This window comes from Lacibacterium aquatile (assembly GCF_042683105.1).
Classification (GTDB): Bacteria; Pseudomonadota; Alphaproteobacteria; order Elsterales; family Elsteraceae; genus Lacibacterium; species Lacibacterium aquatile.
The window spans coordinates 42,822-64,346 of sequence record NZ_JBHUIP010000016.1; the positions used below are offsets into that span (position 1 = coordinate 42,822).

The following is a 21,525-nucleotide window of genomic DNA, read 5'->3' on the forward strand; positions in this document are numbered from 1 at the left end:
GGACCCCGCGCGCGTTGCGCGCTCGCTATATATTAGGCGGCAACGCCGCTGGCGCGGGAGCTCGTGTGGCCGAACCGCGTAGAATCACCCCAAGTTAAAACACCATCTCCCCTGCCATATTCTTAATATTCAATTCACTTACTTGCGAATAAGAGGCGATAAATTGGTAAAAATCTCAGTTGTCGCCTGAATTAAGTGAGCGCAACGCTTCCCGCTAGATCTTCGTTGGTCACGAAGACGTTGGGGGAGGATACAATGCGCATCGGATCATTTTTTCTAAGTTGCATGGGCGGCGTTGCCGTGCTGGCGCTTGTTCTGGCAGGCATCATCGTTATCGATGCGGTCGAAGATAACCGTGGCGGTCGCAGTGCCGCGGACGCCATCGCCATCATCGGCCCGGCCCAGATGGTCGGCGAGATGGCATCGCTGGAGCGGTCGGTGATCATCACACCCCTGAATGCGGATCCCGCCATCGATGGTGAGAATCGCGCCAAAGTCCAGGCGGCGCGCGCGGCGCTGGACAAGGAAATGAACCTCGCCATCGAGCGGGCGAAAAGCGCAGGTTTTGCCGAAGGCCCTAAGGTCGCGCAACTGCTGCAGGATGCCGCCGCCAAATTGACGGCAGCGCGGAATTTTGCCGATCAGATGGTATCCATGCCCAAGGCCCAACGCCCGGCGAATTACTATAGCCAGGCCATCGGTGGCCTTGTCGCCGGGGTGGCTGCGGTCGAACCGGCGCTGAACATGCTGGAAGGCGTGGTTACCCATAATTCGCCCAATCTTTCCTCCGCCGTCGGCCTTGCCCGGGCGGGTGCAGAGCTGCGCGATATCTCCGGCCGCTTCGGGGCGTCCGTCACCGTCTTCTATTACGGCGCACGCCCGATGACGGTCCCGGAGAGCGTCGCGGTAGAAAGGCTGTTCGGGCGGTTGGACTCCCTTTGGACGCGGGTCAAACTGGGGATCGAGCAACAGGGCAATCCGAAGGTTCTGACCGCCGCCCGCAGCGCGGCTGAAGCCGGCTTTTTCACCAAGGGGCTTGCCATCACCGATCAGATCCTGACCGAAGGGCGGGGTCCTGACGGCAAATACACCTATCCGCGCGCTGACTTCTCGGCAAATTTCGTGCCGCTGCTGCAGACCATCGGCGGCATCCGAGATGCGGCCCAGGCGTTGGCGGAGGCCGAAGCAGCCGATACCGTCGCCCAGGGGCGCACCCGCCTGATCATCGTGGCGATTTCCGTCATCATCTTGCTGGCAGGTATCGTCGGCGTGGTGGTGGCCTTCGGGCGTCGCATCGTTAAGCCGCTGGTCAACCTCAGCGAGGTTGTCGGTGAACTCGCCAGTGGCAAGCGCGATGTCTCGGTGCCGGGGCAAGGCCGCACGGACGAAATCGGCCTGCTGGGCAAGGCGCTGGAGACTCTGCGCCAGGGCGCGATCACCGCGGACCGCCTGGCCCTGGAAGCCAAGGCCAGCGAGGAGGAGCGTGTGGCGCGCTCCAGCAAGATCGAACATCTTACCTCCAGCTTCACCGCCGAAGCTGAAAGCAAGATCCAGGCGGTGGTCGATGAAGCTCTGGCGATGCGTCAGCGGGCCGACAGGACCTGCGTGGAAATGGGTAGCCTCGTCGGGGAAGCCGGGACGGTGGCCACTGTTTCGCAGAACAGCCTGGAAAATGTCGAGATGGTCGCCAGCGCGGCCGAGGAACTGGCAGCATCGATCCGCGAGATCAGTCAGCAGATCGACAGCTCCGCCCGCATCGCCGCCCAGGCGAGCGACGAAGCCAGCAAGGCCGATGTGCGCGTTGCCGGTCTGGCCGAAGCGGCAACCAAGATCGGCGACGTGGTGAAGCTGATCACCGATATCGCCAATCAAACCAACCTGCTGGCCCTGAATGCCACCATCGAAGCCGCCCGCGCAGGAGATGCCGGTAAGGGTTTCGCTGTCGTGGCATCGGAAGTGAAGAACCTTGCCACCCAGACCGCCAAGGCAACGGACGAAATCCAGAGCCAGATCGCGGCTATCCAGGGGGCAGCGGGCGATGCGGTGGAGGCCATCCGTTCCATCGGTGGGACTATCCGAGAGCTTTCAGGCATCACCAGCGCGGTCGCGGCGGCAGTGGAGGAGCAGAATGCGGCCACGGGCCAGATCGCCCAGAACGCCGCCGAAGTCGCCATGGGCACCCGCACCGTCACCCAGCGGATCAGCAGTGTATCCGACGGGGTGTCGACCTCTGAAAAGCAGGTGGAGGCCATGGGCGTCGGCGTTGGTGTTCTGACGGACCAAACGGATCACCTGACACGGGCGATCACGGGCTTCATCAGCGAAGTCCGCGCCGCATAGCGTCAACCCGTCATCCTGCGCAGACATGGCAGGATGACGGGATTTCTTCAGCCGATCAGACGATCCCGCTGCCCGAACCGCCGCTGGCGGGCCGTGCCTCGGCGACCCTGGCGCGATAGCCGCTGGCACGATAAGTGGCGATAGGGTCGATGGCGCCCCCCGCCTGACGGCGGGCTTCGGCCAGGATCGGCTCCACATCGATGCGGAAACCGTCCTTCAGGACTTCCGATGCCATCAGCGGATCATTGGCATCCTGGAAGCCTTCCAGCGCCTTGCGATCCACCAGCAGCGCCTGGGCATAGGCGCGGCGGACCTCATTGGCTGACCGGATGAGGCTTTCGATGGGGTCAGTCACATTGTGCGACTGATCCAGCATATGGGCCGGATGGAAAGCCGGATCGCGCAACTCCGCATCCACCAACTCATTGAAGACCAGGAACAGGCGGAAGGGATCGATGGATCCGGTATCCAGGTCATCGTCGCCATATTTCGAATCGTTGAAATGGAAGCCCCCCAGCCGCCCGAACTGGATGAGGCGCGCGACGATCATCTCGATATTCGCATTGGGCGCATGGTGGCCCAGATCGACGAGGCATTTCGCCTTGGGGCCTAGGCTGGTAACGGCGAGATAGTTCGAGCCCCAATCCTGAATGACCGTCGAATAGAACGCGGGTTCATACATCTTGTGTTCGATGAACAGCGCCCAATCGTCCGGCACCTGGGCATAGATCTGCCGCATGGCCTCAAGGTAGCGCTCGAACTGACGGGTGAAGTTGGTCTGGCCGGGGAAGTTCGAGCCATCGCCGATCCAGACCGTCAGCGCCTTGGATCCGATGGCTTTGCCGATATCGATGCATTCGAGATTATGCTCGACCGCCTGACTGCGGGTCTGGGTCGAGGTGTGGGAAAGCGAGCCGTACTTATAGGAGCATTGCTGGTTCAGCTGATCCTGGAAGGTATTCGAATTCATGGCATCGAAGCCAAGACCCAGTGACTCGGCCTTGGCCTTCAGCTCCGCCGGATCCTTGGGCTTATCCCAGGGGATATGCAACGAGACGCGCGGCGTGGCGCGGCCCAGTTGCTGGGTGACGCCGCAATCGTCGAGCTTCTCGAAAATGCCGCGCGGCTCACCCTTGCCGGGGAAGCGCGCGAAACGGGTACCGCCGGTGCCAACGCCCCAGGAAGGAACGGCGACCGTATAGGCGGAGACCTTCTTGGTAATGGCCGCGATATCGACCCCGCGCCGGGCAAGCCGTTCGCCCAGAGCGGCATAATCGGTTGCCAGGTGCTTGGCGCGGGCTTCGTTTTCGCGCGCGATCACATCGGCAGCGATAGGCAAGGCGGTCATCGGGTCCCCTCCCTCATTTTCTTCTTATCGTACGTCAACGTGTGAAGGACTGCACGTTTCCCGCGTCCACATTGATGATATTGCCGGTCGATTTGGCCGAGAGATCGGAGGCCAGAAAATATGTGGCTTCGGCGATATCCTCTGGAAAGACCGAGCGTTTGAGCATCGAGCGTTTGCGGTAATGCTCCTCCAGTTCGTCCGGCGCCATGTTGTAGGCGGCAGCGCGCTGGGCCCGCCATTCGCCGGTCCAGATCTTGGAGCCGCGCAACACGGCATCCGGATTGACCACATTGACGCGGATCTGCGCATCCGCCCCTTCGAGCGCGAGGCAGCGGGCCAGATGGATTTCGGCAGCCTTGGCCGTGCAATAGGCCGCGGCGCCGGGGGAGGCCGCGAGCCCGTTCTTGGAGGCGATGAAGACGACCGATCCGCCCAGCTTCTGACGCTTCATCAGGCGGAAAGCCTCGCGCGAGACCAGGAAATAGCCCTTGGCCAGGATGTCCATATTGCGGTCCCACATCGCGACTTCCGTGTCTTCGATAGGGGCCGAGGAGGAGATACCAGCGTTGGAGACCAGGATATCGATGCCGCCGAACTCCACGCAGGACTGCTTGAAGCTGTCGATGACGCCCGCCTCGTCGGTGACATTCAGCGTGACGGCGCGCACGGCATCCTTCCCAAAGCTCTTGGCGAAAGCGGCCTTGGTATCCTCAAGCGCGCTCGCGTCGATATCGGCCAGCACCACGCAGGCGCCTTCGGAAAGCAGCTTGGCCGCAATTGCCCGGCCGATACCACCGGCACCGCCGGTGACAAAACCGACACGGCCCGCGAGGCTCTTGGGCTTGGGCATACGCTGAAGCTTTGCTTCCTCCAGCAGCCAATATTCGATGTCGAAGGCTTCCTGTTCGGGCAGGCCGACGTAGGTATCGACGCTGGAGGCCCCGCGCATCACATTGATGGCATTGACGTAGAATTCGCCTGCGATGCGGGCGGTGGCCTTATCCTTGGCAAAACTCAGCATGCCGACGCCGGGGATAAGGTAGATGATGGCGTTGGGATCGCGCATCGCCGGGCTGTCGGCCCGTTTGCAGCGCTCGTAATAGGCCGCGTAATCGTCGCGGTAATCGCTGATCGCCTGATCCAGGGTTTCGACCACCTGATCGAGATTGCCCTTGGCGGGGTCGAAATCGAGCACCAGCGGGCGGATCTTGGTGCGCAGGAAATGGTCGGGGCAACTGGTCCCTAGGGCGGCCAGCTTGCGCAGATCAACCGAATTGACGAATTCCAGCACCGCCGGTTGATCGTCGAAATGGCCGAGTTTGCCTTCGGTCTTGCCGATACGCCCCCGGATTTCCGGCATCAGTCGCGCAACGACGGCACGCCGTTCGGCCGGGGCCAGCGTCTTGACGGCAGAACCACCAAAGGCGGCCTTGCCTTCGGTCTTCTCCGCAAACCAGCGGATCGCCTGATTGATGGTGCCGACGGTATTTTCGTAGCAACTCTTGGCCGTATCGCCCCAGGTGAAGAGCCCATGGCCTTCAAGCATCACGCCGCGCGCCTTGGGGTTGGCCTCGGCGAATTCCATCAGCATCAGCCCCAGGTGGAAACCGGGGCGGCGCCAGTGCAGCCAGCCGATCTCATCCCCATAGATCTCGGCCGTCAGCTTCTTGGAATTAGCCGTCGCCGCCACCGCGATCACCGCATCCGGGTGCATATGATCGACGTGCTTGTAGGGGAGGTAAGCATGCAACGGCGTATCGATGGAAGCCGCGCGTGGATTGAGGTCAAAGGTGCAGTGGGGCAGATATCCCACCATCTCGTCCTCATGCTCCTTACCGCGATAGAGCTTGGTGCGCAGCTGCTGGAGCTTTTCCATATAGAGGGTGGAAAAGCCGTCCCGCTTCATCGTGCCGATATCGCCACCCGAGCCCTTGACCCACAGCACTTCGACCTCCTGCCCGGTCAGAAGATCCTTCTGCATGACCTTGGCCGAGGTATTGCCGCCGCCGAAATTGGTGATCCGCAGATCCGAGCCCAGCAGGTTGGAGCGGTAGAGCAGACGTCCGGGCTCGTCGAGAGCCTGCGCCTGCGCATCGTCCCAGCGATTGTCGAGAAGTTGGGTCGCGGCCAGATCGGCCATGGAAGCCTCCCCCAAAGGACGCCCGTCACGGCGGGCATGTGATAGGAATTGCCCGAATAGCACCAAATGGAGCCCGGATTGTCAATCGGATCCAGTCATAATCTTTCATATTGCAACGCAATATGATCAAATATGATCGAAACTGATTGACGACTGGCGGCTCCATGGGTTTACTGCCAATTGTCGAAAGGGGCACCCGATGCACGAACGTGAACGTCACCGGATAATCTTGAGCGCGGTCCAGGAGCGTCCTGTGGCCACCGTGCAGGATATCGTCGAATTGACGGAAGCCTCGGAAGCCACCATTCGCCGGGATATCGCGGCGCTCGCCCTGCAGGGCCGCCTCAAGAAGGTGCGCGGCGGGGCGGAGGCGATGCATCCCCCGCAACTGGGCACGCTGGTCGGGCGGCACTTCAAGGTCAGCGAAAGCGTCAATATCGCGCAAAAGCGCGCAATCGCCCGTGAAGCCGTCAAACTCTGCACCGATGGCGATGCGATCATCATCAATGGCGGCACCACCACCTTTCAGATGGTGCATTTCCTATCTGCCCGCCGCGCCCAGGTGCTCACCAACTCCTTCGCGATTGCCGAACATCTGGTGAAGCACTCGAAATGCACGGTCACCCTGCCCGCCGGCGCCATCTACCGCGAGCAGAACCTGATCCTGTCGCCCTTCGAAAATGATGGGATCGCGCATTTCTTCGCCAAACGCATGTTCATGGGCGCGCAGGGCATCTCGGCCCTCGGCATCATGGAAAGCGATTCGCAGATCATTCAGTCCGAACAGCGCCTGATGCGTCAGGCCGAGGAACTGGTGCTGCTGGTCGATAGCTCCAAATTTGCCAGCCGTTCCAGCCTCATCCTCTGTCCGCTTGCTCAGGCGACGACGATCATCACCGATGACGGCATCAGCCCGTCGGACCGGCGGATGGTCGAGGATCTGGGCATCACCCTCATTATCGCGGCCAGGGAGGCAGGCGAACAGGAAACCTCTTCGGTCGCTTAAGAAGGATCCGCCGCAGCGGACGGCGGAAATCCTGACCGGCGAGACAGCCCGCATCTTCGAGACACAAAAACAATTTCCTTGGGAGGAAAACGACAATGTCTCTGTTACGGAAGTTCGCCATCGGGACCGCCATGGTCGCCAGCCTCGCCGCCGGCACCGCCTCGGCCGAACCTGTCAAGATCGCCCTGGTCGTCAAGGCCATGGGCATCGGTTTCTTCGCCGCCGCCAACAAGGGCGCCCAGGAAGCCGCCAAGGAGCTGGGCGACGTCGAGGTTATCTATACCGGCCCGACCGACACCACCGCCGAAGGCCAGATTCAGGTCATCAATTCGCTGATCGCCCAGAAGGTCGATGCGATTGCCATTTCGGCCAACGACAAGGACGCGCTGGTCCCGGCCCTGAAGCGCGCCATGGAACGCGGCATCACCGTAATTTCCTGGGATAGCGGCGTCGCGCCCGAAGGCCGCTCGGTCCATCTGAACCCCTCGTCGAACGCGCTGATCGGCAATATGTGCGTCAAACTCGCCGCCGATAATCTGCCGGGCGGCGCTGGCGAGGTCGCCATCCTGTCGGCATCGGCCACTGCCACGAACCAGAATACCTGGATCGAGGAGATGAAGAAGGTCCTGCCGAAATACCCGGGCGTGAAGCTGGTCACCACCGTCTATGGCGACGATCTGGCCGATAAGTCCTATCGCGAGACGCAAGGGTTGCTGAAAACCTATCCGAACCTGAAGGCCATCATCGCGCCGACCACCGTCGGCATGGTCGCGGGCGCGCAAGCCGTGGCAGATGCGGGCAAGATCGGGCAGGTGAATGTCACCGGCCTGGGTCTGCCGTCCGAAATGGCGGGTCACGTGAAGTCGGGCGCCACCAAGTCGTTTGCGATCTGGAACCCCATCGACCTCGGCTATTCGGCCACGATGATCTCCTACAACCTCGTGAAGAAAAAAGCCGAAGCCAAGCCGGGCGCCGAGATCGGCATCGGCCGCATGGGCAAGATCACGCTGGACGACACGCGCTCGGCCGCCATGTCGGACCCGTTCGTCTATAATTCTTCGAACGTCGAAGAATTCGCGAAGATCTTCTGATCAAGGCGGGCCGGTGTCTTCGGACATCGGCCCTCACTTGGAGGTAACGCCATGTCCGCCGTTGCCCTGACGGACACCAGTCTTCCCATGACCGATTTACCCACGCCGCTCCTGGAGCTTGCCGATATCAGCCGCTCCTTTCCCGGCGTGAAGGCGCTCGACGGCGTTTCGCTGAGCCTGCGTCCTGGCCGCGTCACTGCGCTGATTGGCGAGAATGGCGCCGGTAAATCGACGCTGGTCAAAATCCTGACCGGCATCTATCAGCCCGATGGGGGCGAGATCCGCCTTGCCGGAACCCCCGTGCATCTGCCCACCGCCGAGGCCGCGCAGGCAGCCGGGATCACCGCGATTCATCAGGAAACCGTGCTCTTCGATGAGCTGTCGGTGGCCGAGAATATCTTCATCGGCCATGCGCCGCGCACCCGCTGGGGCTTTATCGACTGGCGGTCGATGAACAGCCGCGCCAGCGGTATTCTGCGCACCATCGAAGCCGATATCGACCCCACCATCCGCCTGCGCGATCTGTCGATTGCCCAGCGCCATCTGGTGGCGATTGCCCGCGCGCTGTCGGTCGATGCCCGCATCGTCATTCTCGATGAACCCACCGCCGCGCTGTCGCACAAGGAAGTCGAAGACCTGTTTCGCATCATCGACACCCTGAAAAACCAGGGCAAGGCGGTGTTGTTCATCAGCCATAAGTTCGAGGAAGTCTTCCGGATTGCCGACGACTACGCGGTCTTCCGCGATGGCAAGGCGGTCGGCGCCGGGCGACTCGCGGCCACCACGCAAGGCGACATCGTGCGCCTGATGGTCGGCCGCTCGGTCGATCAGGCCTTTCCCAAGATCCAGGTGACGCCGGGCGATCTCGTGCTGGCGGTCAAGGGCTACAGCCACCCAACCGAATTCGACGATATCAATTTCGAGCTCAAAGCGGGCGAGATCCTCGGGATCTATGGCCTTGTCGGCGCCGGACGGTCGGAATTCTGCCAATCCCTGTTCGGTATCACCGACCGCAGCCGAGGCACCGTCTATCTCGACGGGCGCCCGAAGTGGTTCAAATCGCCTGCCGATGCGATCGAGGCAGGCATCGTCTATGTGCCGGAGGAGCGCCAACGCCACGGCGCGATCCTCCCCATGCCGATCTTCGGCAATATCACCCTGCCGTCGCTCAAAAGACTGTCGCGCTGGGGCTTCCTGAGTGGAGCGGAAGAATTCTCGCTCGCTCGCCGCTATGCCGAACGCCTGGACCTGCGCGCCTCCTCGCTCTCTCAGGCCGTCGGCACCCTATCGGGGGGCAATCAGCAGAAGGTGGTGATCGGCAAATGGCTCGCGACCTCGCCCAAGGTCATCATTCTGGATGAACCGACCAAGGGCATCGATATCGGCTCCAAAGCCGCCGTCCATGGCTTCATGAGCGAACTGGCCAAAGATGGGCTGGCGGTCATCATGGTCTCTTCGGAGATCCCGGAGATCCTGGGCATGGCCGACCGGGTGCTGGTGATGCGCGAGGGGCGGCAGGTTGGCCTGTGGCGCCGCGCGGATGTGACGCCGGAAAGCCTTGTCCGTGCCGCGACCGGCAATCTGGGGGACTATTGATGAAGAACCTGCTCGCGCGCCGGGAAGGACTGCTGGTTGTGGCCTTGCTGGTGCTGCTGGTGCTGATCGCCAGCCGTTTCCCGGATTTCCTGGCGCCGAAGAATCTGGCCGGGGTCTTCAACGACACCTCGATCCTGATCATCCTGGCCCTGGGTCAGAGCGCGGTGATCCTGACCCGATCTATCGATCTGTCCGTTGCCGCCAACCTTGCTTTCACCGGCATGGCGGTCGCGATGCTGAATGCAGCCTATCCCGGCCTGCCGGTGCCTTTACTGGTGCTGGCGGCGCTGGGGATCGGCCTTGCGCTTGGCGCGATCAACGGGCTGCTGGTCTGGAAATTCGACATTCCGCCCATCGTCGCGACGCTCGGCACCATGACCGTCTATCGCGGCATGACGTTCGTGATGTCGGGCGGTAAATGGGTGAATGCCCATCAGATGAGCCCCGGCTTCCTGGAGTTACCCCGCAGCCTGATCGCCGGGCTGCCGGTTCTGTCCTGGGTTGCGATCCTCACCGTTGGACTGGCCTGGGTCTTGTTCACCCGCACACCGCTGGGCCGGGCCTTCTATGCCGTCGGTGGCAATCCGACGGCGGCGGTCTATACCGGCATCGACGGCGGCAGGACGCGCTTCTTCGCCTTCTGCCTGTCGGGCGCCATCGCGGGCATGGCGGGCTATCTGTGGGTCTCGCGTTATGCCGTGGCCTATGTCGATATCGCGGCGGGGTTCGAACTGGATGTGGTGGCGGCCTGCGTCATCGGTGGCATTTCTATCGGCGGCGGCATCGGATCGGTCGCAGGCGCGGTGCTGGGGGCCCTCTTCCTCGGCACCATCAAGAATGCGCTGCCGGTCGTGCAGATCTCGCCCTTCTGGCAGATGGCGATCTCCGGGACGATCATCATCTGCGCCGTCGCCCTGAATGCCCGCGCGGAAAAAGCCAAGGGCCGCCTCATCCTGAGGAATGCATCATGAGTGTCGCCCGCCAGATCCCCGACCGGCTGGAAGCCTCCTCCGTCCGGCTTTTCAAAAGCTGGGAAGCCCTGTTGCTGCTGGTAGCCCTGGTGATCTTCGGGGTGAATTCTTTGGTGTCGCCCCATTTCCTCGACCCCTGGAATCTCAGCGACGCCACCTTCAACTTCACGGAAAAGGCGACGATTGCCATCGCCATGGCCTTCCTGATCATCGCGGGCGAGATCGATCTTTCGGTGGCGGCCATCATCGCGCTCGCCTCCACCGCCATGGGGGCAGCGGTGCAGATGGGGGCCGGGACGGAGACGCTGGTGCTGATCGGCCTTGGCGTCGGGCTGCTGTGCGGGGCTTTCAACGGCCTGCTGGTGACCCGGTTCCAACTGCCATCCATCGTGGTCACCATCGGGACCATGAGCCTCTTCCGCGGCATCGCCTATATCGTCCTGGGCGACGGGGTCTATAAAGGCTATCCGGCCGATTTCGCCTTCTTTGGACAAGGTTATGCCTGGAGCTATTTCAGCTTCGAGCTGACATTTTTCTTCGGCGTCGCCCTGATTGGCGGGCTGGTCCTGCATACTACCGGCTTCGGGCGGCAGGTGCAGGCCATCGGCAATAGCCCGCTGGCTGCACGATTCTCGGGCGTGCGGGTGGAGCGGGTGAAATTCATCCTGTTCCTGATGACGGGGCTGGCGGCGGGCGCGGCCTCGGTCATGCTGACCTCGCGCCTCGGCTCGACCCGTCCCTCGATTGCTTTGGGGTGGGAACTGGAAGTCGTCACCATGGCCGTGCTGGGCGGGGTCAGCATCCTGGGCGGGTCGGGGACTATCCTGGGCGTGGTGATCGCCGCCTTCGTGATGGGCCTCGTCACCTTCGGCTTTGGCCTGATGAACGTGCCGGGCATCGTGATGTCGATTTTCATCGGTCTGATGCTGATCGGCGTCATCGCCCTGCCGATATTGGCGCGGCGCCTTCACGCCAGGATCAAGGGAGCCCGGTGATGCAGAAATACGCCTTCAAGATGAAGCTCAACCCCGGCATGGCGGCCGAATACAAACGCCGCCATGACGCGATCTGGCCCGAACTGTCCCAGCTTCTCAAGGGAGCGGGGGTCAGCGACTATTCGATCTACCTCGACCCGGAGACCAATATCCTGTTTGGCGTTTTATGGCGGGTGGATGGTCATCGGATGGCCGACCTTCCCCACCATCCGGTGATGCAGCGCTGGTGGGCGCATATGGCCGACATCATGGAGACCCGGCCCGATAACGAACCTATAGCCACTCCGCTGGAGTTGGTCTTTCATATGGCATGACCTTGCCAGCCCGCTTTATCGCCGTCCTCGATATCGGAAAGACCAACGTCAAGCTCGTCGGCCACGACCTGGACGCCGGCACCGATTTCTTCGTCCGTCAGATGCCCAACCGTGTTCTGCGGGACGGGCCTTATCCCCATTTCGACATCGAAACGATCTGGCAGTTTCTGCTGACGTCGCTGACCGACTTGCAGCGCGAGCAGCCGTTCGAAGCCATCTCGATCACCACCCATGGCGCCGCCGCTGCTCTAATCAATGATACGGGCCTCGTGCTGCCGATCCTGGATTATGAGCACACCGGACCCGATGAACTGGCGGCGGACTATGACCGGCTGCGACCGCCCTTCTCGGAAAGCTTCTCTCCTCGCCTGCCGATGGGCCTCAATCTGGGCGCGCAGCTTTATTGGCAGCAGGTCTGTTTCCCGCAGGAGTTCGCGGCGACCACGGCGATCCTGACCTATCCGCAATATTGGGCCTGGCGCCTGACCGGCATCACCAGTACCGAGGCGACCTCGCTGGGCTGCCACACCGATCTCTGGCAACCGAAATCGGGCCTTGCCTCCACCCTGGTCAGGAAAGCCGGATGGGCGGATAAGCTGGCGCCCCTGCATCTGGCATTCGATGCACTGGGGCCGGTGAAACCGGAGATCGCGGCACAGATCGGCCTAGCCAACTCCGTCCCGGTTCATTGCGGCATCCACGACAGCAATGCCTCGCTGTTGCCCCATCTCCTGGCCCAGGAAGCCCCCTTCAGCGTGATCTCCACCGGGACCTGGGCGGTACTGTTCGCCGTTGGCGGCAAGCTGGATGGGATGGATCCGGCGCGCGACACGCTGGTCAACGTCGATGCTTTCGGCCGCCCGGTCCCCTCTGCCCGATTCATGGCGGGGCGAGAATTCGATCTGATCACGGGCGGCACCGTGGCAGAACCGGATGCAGCCGCGCTGGCGTCTGTTCTCTCGGCAGGCAAGATGGCCCTGCCCGCCTTTGCTGAAGGAACGGGGCCTTTTCCCAATAGCAGCGGCCGCCTGACCCACGAAGACTTAAACGCACAGGAGCGCACGGCGGTCGCCAGTCTTTACGCGGCCCTGATGACGGAGGTCTGTCTGGAGCTGCTGCGGGCCGATGGGGCCAGCGTGATCGAAGGCCCCTTTGCCCGCAATGCCCTCTATTGCGAAGCGCTGGCCGCCGCCATCGGACGTCCGGTGAAAGTCAGCCAGAGCGCCACCGGCACCAGCGCCGGAGCGGCCCTGCTGGTACGGCGGGAAGACAGGGCGGGGCCGCTATCACTGCCGCCCGCCCGCTACGAACTCGATGGATTTCAGCGCTACCGCAAGGCCTGGCGCGCTCAGGTGCTATAGAGTTTCACTTCCTCTTTGCCCGAATCCCAGGGGATCACTTTCTCGAACCGCATGCCGATCTTCTCCAGCACGTGGGAGGAGGAGGTGTTATCGGGATCGGTGACGGCCACAACACGCTTCAGACCCAAGTTGCCGAGACCATACCCCAGGGTGGCGCGCGCCGCTTCGGTCGCATAACCCTGGCCGCAATGGCGGGCCAGCAGCGCGTAGCCGATATCCACATCCTCCAGCGTGTCGCGCCGGATCAGGCCGCACATGCCGATGGGTTCAGCGGTTGCTTTCAGCACCAGGGCATAGAGCCCGAAGCCGTTCTTCTCATAGCTCGCCAACGGGCCATTCACGAGATAGGCCTCGGCGTCGGGGATCGTGCGCACGCCCCGGTCGACGATATTTTCGATGAAACCCGGATCGTTCAGAAGCTCCAGGATGAACGGCGCATCCTCGGGAATAAACCGACGCAAAAGCAGCCGCTGCGTCTCCAAAACCTTCACCTGAACACTCCCTTATTCTTGCCAAGCGCCTGGAACTTTGCCGCCCTGGCGACGTTAGCCCAAAGCCCGGTAGGTTTGTCGAGAGGCTCTGCACTCCATCCCATCCGGCTTGCCCTTCGGATAAGCCCTTTTTTTAGGAGGAGAACCGCAGTGACGGCACTCTATACCCGAGCTTCCGCCCCTTTGCTGCGTGCCGTTGCCCCGGCCGGGTTACACCCGATGCCCGCCGATAGTCTCCCGCTTCGGCTGCGGATCGGTTGTGACATTTCTTATGAGTTGCCACAGTCGACGCCCATGATCCTGATGGTCACGGTGCACGATACCCGGCAGAACCATCTGGAAGCCCCGGACCGCATTACGACCACGCCTGCGGTTCCGATGCAGACCTATCGCGATGATTTCGGTAATACCCGCCATCGGCTGGTCGCTCCCGCCGGAGAGTTCCGCTTACGGATCGCCACGGTTATGCGCGACAGCGGCCTGCCGGACATGCCCTTCCCCCTGGCCGAACAATATGCCGTCGAGCATCTGCCCGCCGGGGTTCTGAAATTCCTGTCGCCCAGCCGCTATTGCGACACCGAACTCCTATCGGATATCGCCTGGCAACGCTTTGGCCACATCCCGGCGGGCTGGGCCAGAGTCCAAGCGATCTGCGACTTCGCCCATAGCCATATCCGCTTCGATTACCAGCAGGCCCGCGCCACCCGCACGGCGTCCGAAGCTTACAACGAACAGCAGGGCGTGTGCCGGGACTATGCCCATCTGGCGATCTCCCTCTGCCGCGCGCTCAATATTCCGGCGCGATACTGCACGGGCTATGTCAGCGATGTCGGCCTCAATCCTCCACCCAGCGATCCCATGGATTATGCTGCCTGGATGGAGGTGTATCTTGGCGGTCGCTGGCACGCGTTTGATCCGCGCAATAATGCTCCGCGCGTCGGCCGTATCCTGATCGGCGTCGGGCGTGATGCCGCCGATGTTCCGATCGTGCACAGCTTTGGCGCAAATCGCCTGACAGGCTTCAAAGTCCTGACAGAGGAAGCCGAAGAACCATCGCGTGGTTGGTAGGGTTCGAGGTATCGCCCCCTTCCGTTTACTCCAATACCGCAATCTTTGCTCGGCTGCACCTAAGCCGTGACAAATAGAGTTTCCCCATGCCCGGCGGCGCGAAAGGCGTTATATTCGTGCCACTCGACCACATGCTGGACGCGGCAGAGGGAGATATTCGATCATGGATCTTTGGACTGAAATCGGCCACGGCCTGATTATCGGCCTCTTGGTGATCGCCCTGTTTTTATTGCTCGGCACATCGCCTGAAGATGGCCACCGGCACGCCCGCGCCTCCCGCGACCGGTGAGCGGCTCCCGCGTTTCATAAGACCTGATGCTGGGCGTCTCATATCAATTTATTTTGCACTTAAAATATCCAACGCTGCCTAAAGCTTGAACGTTTACGCGTCACCGAAGATCGGTCAGTGGCGCTGCCCTTGTGTCGGCATGGCTCTTGCTATTCCCGAGACTCGATTATTACCGTCATGGGACTGGTAAATGACGGGCGACCGGCGCGAGGGCTTCACGGGTATGGTAAGGCGTTCTCTGGATCTTCTCTACCTGGGGGCCGGGTGGCTGGCCGGGTTGTTCCTGATCTCGATCTTTGCCCTGATGATGGGCCTGTCCATAGGACGGCAAGTGGGGCTGAACATCCCCTCGGGCGATGATTTCACCTCCTGGGCGATGGCGGCGATGGCCTTTCTGGGGCTCGCCCATACCTTCAAATCCGGCGATATGATCCGGGTGGAGCTGCTGTTCGAACGCTTCAAGGGCCGCATCCGCCAGGTGATGGAAATCCTCTGCCTGTCGCTGGCCCTGGTGATGAGCGGCTATTTCTCCTGGCATGCCACGATGATGAGCTGGGACAGCTATCGCTTCTTCGAATATTCGCAGGGCGTGCTGGCGGTGCCGATGTGGATCCCGCAGATCGGCTACGCGCTGGGCCTGATCATCCTGACCATCGCGATCCTGGACGAGCTGGTGATCGTGCTGTCGGGGCGCAAACCGACCTACGAGAAGCCCCCCGCGACCACGGCTGAAGAAGTGGTCGAACGCGCCCTTCAGAGTGGGGTCTGAGGGTATGGATATCGTCACCCTCTCGGGCCTGCTGCTGATCGCCCTGCTGGTTCTGCTGGGGTCGGGCGTCTGGATCGCCATCGCGCTGCTGAGCATCGGCTGGCTCGGCATGCAGTTTGTCCCCAACGTGCCCTCCAGCGGCACGGTGCTGGCCACCACCATCTGGGGCAATTCAGCTTCCTGGACCATGGCGGCACTGCCGCTGTTCATCTGGATGGGCGAGATCCTGTTCCGCTCGCGTCTGTCGGAGGAAATGTTCCGCGGCCTAGCGCCCTGGCTGAACCGCATTCCCGGCCGTCTGCTGCATGTGAATGTGCTGGCCTGCGGGATCTTCGGATCGGTTTCCGGCTCGTCCGCCGCCACCTGCGCCACGGTCGCCAAAATGGCGCTGCCGGAGCTCAAAAAGCGCGGCTATGACGAGAAGATCAGCCTGGGCTCGCTGGCTGGAGCCGGGACGCTGGGCATCCTGATCCCACCATCGATCATGATGGTCATCTATGCCGTCGCCGCCGATGTCTCGATCATCCAGGTCTTCCTGGCGGGCTTCATCCCTGGCGCCCTCGTGATGGGGCTCTATTCCGGCTACATCATCCTGTGGGCCCTGCTGAACCCCAAGCGGATGCCCCCGCCTGAACCCCTGATGAGCTTGCGCGAAAAGCTGAGCGAAAGCGCCAAGCTGATCCCCTGCATGGCGCTGATCTCGCTGGTGTTCATCTCGCTGCTGGCGGGCTGGGCGACGGCGACCGAATGTGCCGCCTGGGGTGTCGCGGGATCGCTGGCCATCGCCTGGTGGTCCGGCACCTTGAGCCGCACCAGCTTCTGGCAGAGCGTGATGGGCACGACGCGCGTCACCTGCATGATCATGCTGATCCTGGCAGGCGCCTCCTTCATGTCGACTTCAATGGCCTATACCGGCATTCCGCAGGCCCTGGCGGCCTGGGTTCAGACGCTGGGGCTTGGGCCGTTCGGCCTGATCGCCGCGCTGACGGTCATGTACATCATCCTTGGCACCGCGCTGGACGGCATCTCGATGATCGTGCTGACCACCACGGTCGTTATTCCGATGGTGCAGCAGGCCGGCTTCGATCTGATCTGGTTCGGCATCTTCCTGGTGCTGATCGTGGAGATGGCGGAAGTCTCGCCGCCGGTCGGCTTCAATCTGTTTGTCCTACAGACCATGTCGGGCAAGGACAGCAATACCGTCGCCCTCGCCAGTCTGCCGTTCTTCGGCCTGCTGGTCATCGCGGTTGCCATCATCACGATCTTCCCCGGTCTGGTGATGTGGCTGCCGCGCCTCGTCTTTCCAGGTTAACCCTTAAGGAGTGTTCCCATGTCGAGCTTCGTTACCCGTCGCGCGCTCTTGGCTGCCACCGGTCTGGCCCTGTCGATGGCCGCCTTTCCGGCCTTTGCCCAGACCAAGTGGAACCTCGCGTCGGCCTATCCGGCAACCAACTTCCATACCGAAAATCTGGTGAAGTTCGCCGAAGACGTGAAGACCGCCACCAAGGGCGGCCTGGAAATCACCGTCCATCCCAACGCCTCGCTGTTCAAAGCGCCGGAAATCAAGCGCGCCGTCATGACCGGCTCGGCCCAGGTCGGCGAGGTGCTGATCTCGGTCCATGAGAACGAAGACCCGATCTATGGTGTCGACGTGGTGCCGTTCCTGGCCTCCTCCTATCCCGATGCCATGAAGCTGTGGCAGGCGCAGAAGCCCTTCCTGGAAAAGAAGTTCGAAAGCCAGGGCCTGAAGACGCTTTATGCCGTTGCCTGGCCGCCCCAGGGCATCTTCGCCAACAAGGAAATCAACAAGATCGAGGATCTGAAGGGCACCAAGTGGCGCTCCTACAATCCCGGCACCGCCCGTATCGCCGAACTGGTCAGCGCGCAGCCCGTGACGGTGCAGGCCGCCGAACTGGCCCAGGCGCTGGCGGGCGGCATCGTCAATGCCCTCATGACCTCCTCGGCCACCGGCGTCGACTCTAAGATCTGGGAATCGCTGAAGTACTATTACGACACCCAGGCCTGGCTGCCGAAGAACGTCATCATGGTCAATAAGACCGCCTTCGACGCACTGCCTGCCGATCAGAAGGAAGCGGTGCTGAAAGCCGCCGCCGATGCCGAAAAGCGCGGCTGGGAAGTCTCGGCCATCAAGACCAAGGAAAATGCCGAGAAGCTGACCGCCAACGGCATGAAGGTTCTGCCGCCCAGCCCCGAACTTGCCGCTGCCATGAAGAAGATCGGCGAAGAGTTGACCGCCGATTGGCTGAAGAAGGCAGGGGCCGACGGCAAAGCCCTCGTCGACGCCTACAAAAAATAAGACACTTAGGCGGAGAGAGCATCTGCCCTCTCCGCCCATCGCTTCTAAACGTTCAACCAAAAAGACTGTCATCCCGGCCCCCGAGCCGCGATCCGGCCGCAGGGAGTAGCTGTATACAGCGTCGGGCGTCGTGCAACAGCCGTCGGCCGGATCCCGGGTCAAGCCCGGGATGACAGTTTGCAGTTATTTCTACCGCTTGAAATGCACGATCCCGACGCCGATCAGAGCCATAGCGCCGCCGATGGCGCCCAGCAGGGTCGGCACTTCACCGAGCCACAGGAAGCCGATCAAGGTCGCAACCGGCGGCACCAGGAACAGGACGTTCGACGCCTTACTGGCAGGCAGTTTCGAGAGAACGATGGCCCAGGCGGCGTAGGAAATCAGGCTCGGCACCACGCCTAAGAACACAACCGACAACAGACCGGATGTCGAAGCGGCAGAGGCCTGCTCGAACCCGCTGGGCAGGAAGGGCGCCAGGAAAAGCGCACCTAAGATCATGTTCCAGGCCGAAACCGTGAGCGGACGATGGCGGGCGAACAGCGGCTTCTGCACGACCGTGGTGACCGACGTCGCAAAGGCAGCGCCCAGGATCAGCAAGGCTCCGGAGTCGATGGAGATCCCGCTCCGCTCGCCGAGTGCGATCAGGCCAACACCGCCGAACGACACCAGAGTCCCGATCCAGGCCTTGGTCCCAAAACGCTCACCCAGCAGGAACATGGCCAATACGGGGGTGATGATCGGGCTGGTATTGACGATGAAGCTGGCCGCGCCCGCCGATACCGTCATCTCGCCCATGTTCAGCAGGGCCGAGTAGAGCGCAATGAACAGCAGGCCACCGGCGACAAAGCGCCAGGCCTCCCCGAGGCTAGGCAGCGGGGCGCGGGTGATCGCCAGGAACAGCGCGGCAGGGATGGCGGCCACCAGGAAGCGGAGAGCGCCGATCTCAATCGGACCGAATTCGGTCAGCGCGACGCGGATGGCGGGGAAAGAGGCCGCCCAACCCAGGATGGTGGCCGCTGCCGCCAGCAGGGTCCCCAGGCCGACACTGGGAGCGGAATTGATCGAAAGTGCAGGGGCAGACATGGCGAAGGCTCCTATCTGAAACAATTTCCGTTACTAGGCGCCTTCCCCAGCCTATTGACAAATGAGCAAATAGGGAGCGAGCTGTGAGCATGACTCACACCTCATTCCAGCTCCCTCCCTTGGACAGCTTGCGCGCCTTCGAAGCAGCCGCGCGGGCAGGCAGTTTTTCCGGTGCGGCCGAGGCGGCGAACATGACCCACGGGTCGATTTCGCGGCAGGTCGCCAAGCTGGAACAATGGCTGGGTCTGAAACTGTTCGAGCGGCAGGCGCGCGGGGTTGAACTCACTACCGACGGTCAGCGCCTGCTGGAGCGCACACGCGAGGCCTTCGCCCTGATCGCCGATACGTCGGACCGCTGGATCGAGCCGCGCGGGACCGAGGTGGTGCGCCTGACCTCGCTGCAATCGGTCTGCGGCCTGTGGCTGATGCCACGCCTCACCCAGTTGGAGACCGGCAATCCAGCGCTGCGGATCGTACTGCGTGTCGATGGCCGCATGAGCGATATGGAAGAAGACGGCATGGAACTGGCGGTACGCTGCGGGCGCGGCAGTGTGCCGGGGCGCGTGTCGGTAAAATTGTCGGAGGAATGGTGCTATCCCGTCGCCAATCCCGAGATGGCGGCAAAGATCGGCGATGGCGATCCGGAACGGTTGCTCGCTTATCCCCTGATCCATGACAGCGATGCCTCGGGCTGGCGCGCCTGGTTCGCGGCCCAGGGCCTCGATTATCAGCCGCGCCCCAAGGATCGGCGATTCGACGATTACAACATCGTGCTGGATGCCGCCGCGCACGGTCTCGGTATCGCCTTATCGCGGCCGATGCTGGCCGAGGCTGCATTGGCGAGCGGCCGGGTGGTGCAGATCGACGACCGCACCGCCCTCAATCCCAATTCCTATTGGCTGGATCGCCCGATCCGTCCCCTGCGACCGGGCGCGGCGGCCCTGGCGGAACGGATCGGCGCTGCTGCCGGGCTGAACCCCGCCCATATGGCGGTGTTTCTGCGGAACGTGCGATAGGGGGTTCTTTAAGAAGACCGTCATGCCGGGACTTGATCCCGGCATCCCCTCCGGGAGCGCTTCCACGCCTAGCTAAAACCTTCTGGACAGGCTCCCAAAGGAGATCCCGTGGTCAAGCCACGGGATGACGAGATTTTTGATCAGCTGACTTAGCCTGCCACCAACCACGCACCGAAGACGATCAGCAAACTCCCCGTCACCCGGTCGATCCAGACGGCAAAACGCTGATAGGTCCTTTGAGCCGCCGGGTTGGACAGAGCAAAAGCCACCGTCACATACCAGACGAAGGATGCCCCGGTCACCGTGACCACCGCCCCGACCAGCACCCAGCCCGGCGTTCCCGGTACCAGGATCTGACCGAAGGTGCTGGCGAGATAAATCGGTGCCTTGGGGTTGGTGAGACTGACCATCATCGCGGGGAAGAAACCGCTGGTACGCCCCACTGCCTCCACCCCCTGTCCCGCATAGCGCCAGAGGCACCAGCCGACATAGGCGAGATAGAGCCCTCCCCCAATCCGCAAGACAGTCTGCAGACTGGGGACAGCCTCCAGCAACGCCGAGAGGCCGATGACGGCGCCGATGGCCCAGAGCGTGTCACCGGTCATGATGCCCAGCGCCGTCGCCACCGCATGACCGCGCGAACGCTTGACCGCCGCCCCGCTGACGGTCAGGAAATTTGGCCCCGGCGAGATGCAGGCCATCATATTGAGGGTGAAGATCGAGAGGAGGATCGGCAGATAGACACTCATGCTGCGACCCCTTCGACAGCCAGGGTTTCATAGACGCTGGAGGGCTGCGAGGCCTCGGCCGTACGGGTGAAATCCATCACCCAGTTGGTTTCCCAGCTGTCGCCGCCATCGGTGGAGAAAGCCTGTTCCCAGCGGGCAGAGGTCGCAGCGATCTGGCTCCAGAGGAACCGCACCCGGATCGGACGGCCATTGAAACTTTCATCGCAGAAGAAGCGACCGATCCCGCCCTCGAACCTACCCACCATCGGCACGTCGAAGGCCGGGTTGCGGCTGTCGACCCAACTGATCGACCAGAGTTCGCTCTTGGGGTCATAGAGGCGGATCGTTACCCCGACGTAGGTGCCACCCGGCAGATGCAGCACCGATTCATCGAAATTCCCAAGCCCCCCAAAGCTTTTACGGATTTGCGAATAGCCGGTGAACTCGTCGCAGCTCGGATCATCCGCCAGCCGGTTGCGCAGGCGGCGATGGCGGATGTCCCAGGACCCAAGCAAGAAGTCGAAGTCATTGGCGGACATGGCAGTTTCCTCGTTTGCGTTGGCCTACCGCGCTTCGCGCTACTTGAGGCCGGTTGCGTTGAA

General features: G+C 62.2%; 20 protein-coding genes. 14 read left to right on the forward strand and 6 right to left on the reverse strand.

Annotated elements, in window-relative coordinates; translation table 11 throughout:
* The first annotated feature begins 255 nt into the window (after window positions 1-255).
* Complete coding sequence (locus tag ACFSM5_RS19620) at window positions 256-2,340, forward strand: methyl-accepting chemotaxis protein (protein ID WP_379878294.1); 2,085 nt, start codon at window positions 256-258, stop codon at window positions 2,338-2,340.
* A gap of 55 nt (window positions 2,341-2,395) precedes the next feature.
* Here the strand turns inward: ACFSM5_RS19620 and rhaI are convergent, their stop codons facing one another.
* Both rhaI and ACFSM5_RS19630 read right to left on the reverse strand, forming a co-directional pair.
* Window positions 2,396-3,688: an L-rhamnose catabolism isomerase gene (gene rhaI, locus ACFSM5_RS19625; RefSeq protein ID WP_379878295.1), complete on the reverse strand. Its 1,293-nt coding sequence runs from the start codon at window positions 3,686-3,688 to the stop codon at window positions 2,396-2,398.
* A gap of 34 nt (window positions 3,689-3,722) precedes the next feature.
* The gene (locus ACFSM5_RS19630; RefSeq protein WP_379878296.1) at window positions 3,723-5,828 is read right to left on the reverse strand and encodes a bifunctional rhamnulose-1-phosphate aldolase/short-chain dehydrogenase; all 2,106 of its coding nucleotides are present in this window, start codon (window positions 5,826-5,828) and stop codon (window positions 3,723-3,725) included.
* A gap of 199 nt (window positions 5,829-6,027) precedes the next feature.
* On the opposite strand from ACFSM5_RS19630, the gene ACFSM5_RS19635 reads away from it, so the two are divergent.
* The 7 genes from ACFSM5_RS19635 (at window position 6,028) to ACFSM5_RS19665 (ending at window position 13,162) form a co-directional block, all read left to right on the forward strand.
* Window positions 6,028-6,834, forward strand: a complete 807-nt coding sequence (locus ACFSM5_RS19635) for a DeoR/GlpR family DNA-binding transcription regulator (protein WP_379878297.1) — start codon at window positions 6,028-6,030, stop codon at window positions 6,832-6,834.
* A gap of 95 nt (window positions 6,835-6,929) precedes the next feature.
* Entirely contained in the window at window positions 6,930-7,925 is a 996-nt protein-coding gene (gene rhaS, locus ACFSM5_RS19640; protein WP_379878298.1) for a rhamnose ABC transporter substrate-binding protein, read from the forward strand.
* 51 nt (window positions 7,926-7,976) lie between these two features.
* The gene (locus ACFSM5_RS19645) at window positions 7,977-9,521 is read left to right on the forward strand and encodes a sugar ABC transporter ATP-binding protein (RefSeq protein WP_379878299.1); all 1,545 of its coding nucleotides are present in this window, start codon (window positions 7,977-7,979) and stop codon (window positions 9,519-9,521) included.
* A complete protein-coding gene (locus ACFSM5_RS19650) occupies window positions 9,521-10,492 on the forward strand; it encodes an ABC transporter permease (protein ID WP_379878300.1) in 972 nt (323 codons plus the stop codon). Before ACFSM5_RS19645 ends, ACFSM5_RS19650 begins: the two co-directional genes overlap by 1 nt.
* Window positions 10,489-11,487, forward strand: a complete 999-nt coding sequence (locus tag ACFSM5_RS19655; protein WP_379878301.1) for an ABC transporter permease — start codon at window positions 10,489-10,491, stop codon at window positions 11,485-11,487. Before ACFSM5_RS19650 ends, ACFSM5_RS19655 begins: the two co-directional genes overlap by 4 nt.
* Window positions 11,487-11,801, forward strand: coding sequence for an L-rhamnose mutarotase (rhaM, locus tag ACFSM5_RS19660; protein WP_379878302.1), 315 nt, complete (start codon window positions 11,487-11,489; stop codon window positions 11,799-11,801). The genes ACFSM5_RS19655 and rhaM overlap by 1 nt, the downstream gene beginning before the upstream one ends.
* On the forward strand, window positions 11,798-13,162 hold the full coding sequence (locus tag ACFSM5_RS19665; RefSeq protein ID WP_379878303.1) for an FGGY-family carbohydrate kinase: 1,365 nt from the start codon (window positions 11,798-11,800) through the stop codon (window positions 13,160-13,162). The genes rhaM and ACFSM5_RS19665 overlap by 4 nt, the downstream gene beginning before the upstream one ends.
* Here ACFSM5_RS19665 and ACFSM5_RS19670 read toward each other — a convergent pair.
* On the reverse strand, window positions 13,150-13,653 hold the full coding sequence (locus ACFSM5_RS19670; RefSeq protein WP_379878304.1) for a GNAT family N-acetyltransferase: 504 nt from the start codon (window positions 13,651-13,653) through the stop codon (window positions 13,150-13,152). The genes ACFSM5_RS19665 and ACFSM5_RS19670 overlap by 13 nt on opposite strands.
* Window positions 13,654-13,803: 150 nt before the next feature.
* Here ACFSM5_RS19670 and ACFSM5_RS19675 point away from each other — a divergent pair, with 150 nt between their 5' ends.
* The 5 genes from ACFSM5_RS19675 (at window position 13,804) to ACFSM5_RS19695 (ending at window position 18,096) form a co-directional block, all read left to right on the forward strand.
* Entirely contained in the window at window positions 13,804-14,721 is a 918-nt protein-coding gene (locus ACFSM5_RS19675; RefSeq protein ID WP_379878305.1) for a transglutaminase-like domain-containing protein, read from the forward strand.
* 163 nt (window positions 14,722-14,884) lie between these two features.
* Window positions 14,885-15,010, forward strand: a complete 126-nt coding sequence (locus ACFSM5_RS19680) for a hypothetical protein (protein ID WP_379878306.1) — start codon at window positions 14,885-14,887, stop codon at window positions 15,008-15,010.
* Between the two features lie 190 nt (window positions 15,011-15,200).
* Window positions 15,201-15,779: a TRAP transporter small permease gene (locus ACFSM5_RS19685; protein WP_379878307.1), complete on the forward strand. Its 579-nt coding sequence runs from the start codon at window positions 15,201-15,203 to the stop codon at window positions 15,777-15,779.
* A gap of 4 nt (window positions 15,780-15,783) precedes the next feature.
* The gene (locus tag ACFSM5_RS19690) at window positions 15,784-17,091 is read left to right on the forward strand and encodes a TRAP transporter large permease (protein WP_379878308.1); all 1,308 of its coding nucleotides are present in this window, start codon (window positions 15,784-15,786) and stop codon (window positions 17,089-17,091) included.
* Between the two features lie 18 nt (window positions 17,092-17,109).
* A complete protein-coding gene (locus tag ACFSM5_RS19695) occupies window positions 17,110-18,096 on the forward strand; it encodes a TRAP transporter substrate-binding protein (protein WP_379878309.1) in 987 nt (328 codons plus the stop codon).
* Between the two features lie 189 nt (window positions 18,097-18,285).
* Here the strand turns inward: ACFSM5_RS19695 and ACFSM5_RS19700 are convergent, their stop codons facing one another.
* The gene (locus tag ACFSM5_RS19700) at window positions 18,286-19,179 is read right to left on the reverse strand and encodes a DMT family transporter (RefSeq protein WP_379878310.1); all 894 of its coding nucleotides are present in this window, start codon (window positions 19,177-19,179) and stop codon (window positions 18,286-18,288) included.
* An 89-nt stretch (window positions 19,180-19,268) separates the two neighbouring features.
* Here ACFSM5_RS19700 and ACFSM5_RS19705 point away from each other — a divergent pair, with 89 nt between their 5' ends.
* A complete protein-coding gene (locus ACFSM5_RS19705; RefSeq protein WP_379878311.1) occupies window positions 19,269-20,195 on the forward strand; it encodes a LysR substrate-binding domain-containing protein in 927 nt (308 codons plus the stop codon).
* Between the two features lie 149 nt (window positions 20,196-20,344).
* Here the strand turns inward: ACFSM5_RS19705 and ACFSM5_RS19710 are convergent, their stop codons facing one another.
* Window positions 20,345-20,944, reverse strand: coding sequence for a LysE family transporter (locus tag ACFSM5_RS19710; protein WP_379878312.1), 600 nt, complete (start codon window positions 20,942-20,944; stop codon window positions 20,345-20,347).
* The gene (locus ACFSM5_RS19715) at window positions 20,941-21,462 is read right to left on the reverse strand and encodes a DUF1579 domain-containing protein (RefSeq protein WP_379878313.1); all 522 of its coding nucleotides are present in this window, start codon (window positions 21,460-21,462) and stop codon (window positions 20,941-20,943) included. The genes ACFSM5_RS19710 and ACFSM5_RS19715 overlap by 4 nt, the downstream gene beginning before the upstream one ends.
* Between the last annotated feature and the right edge of the window lie 63 nt (window positions 21,463-21,525).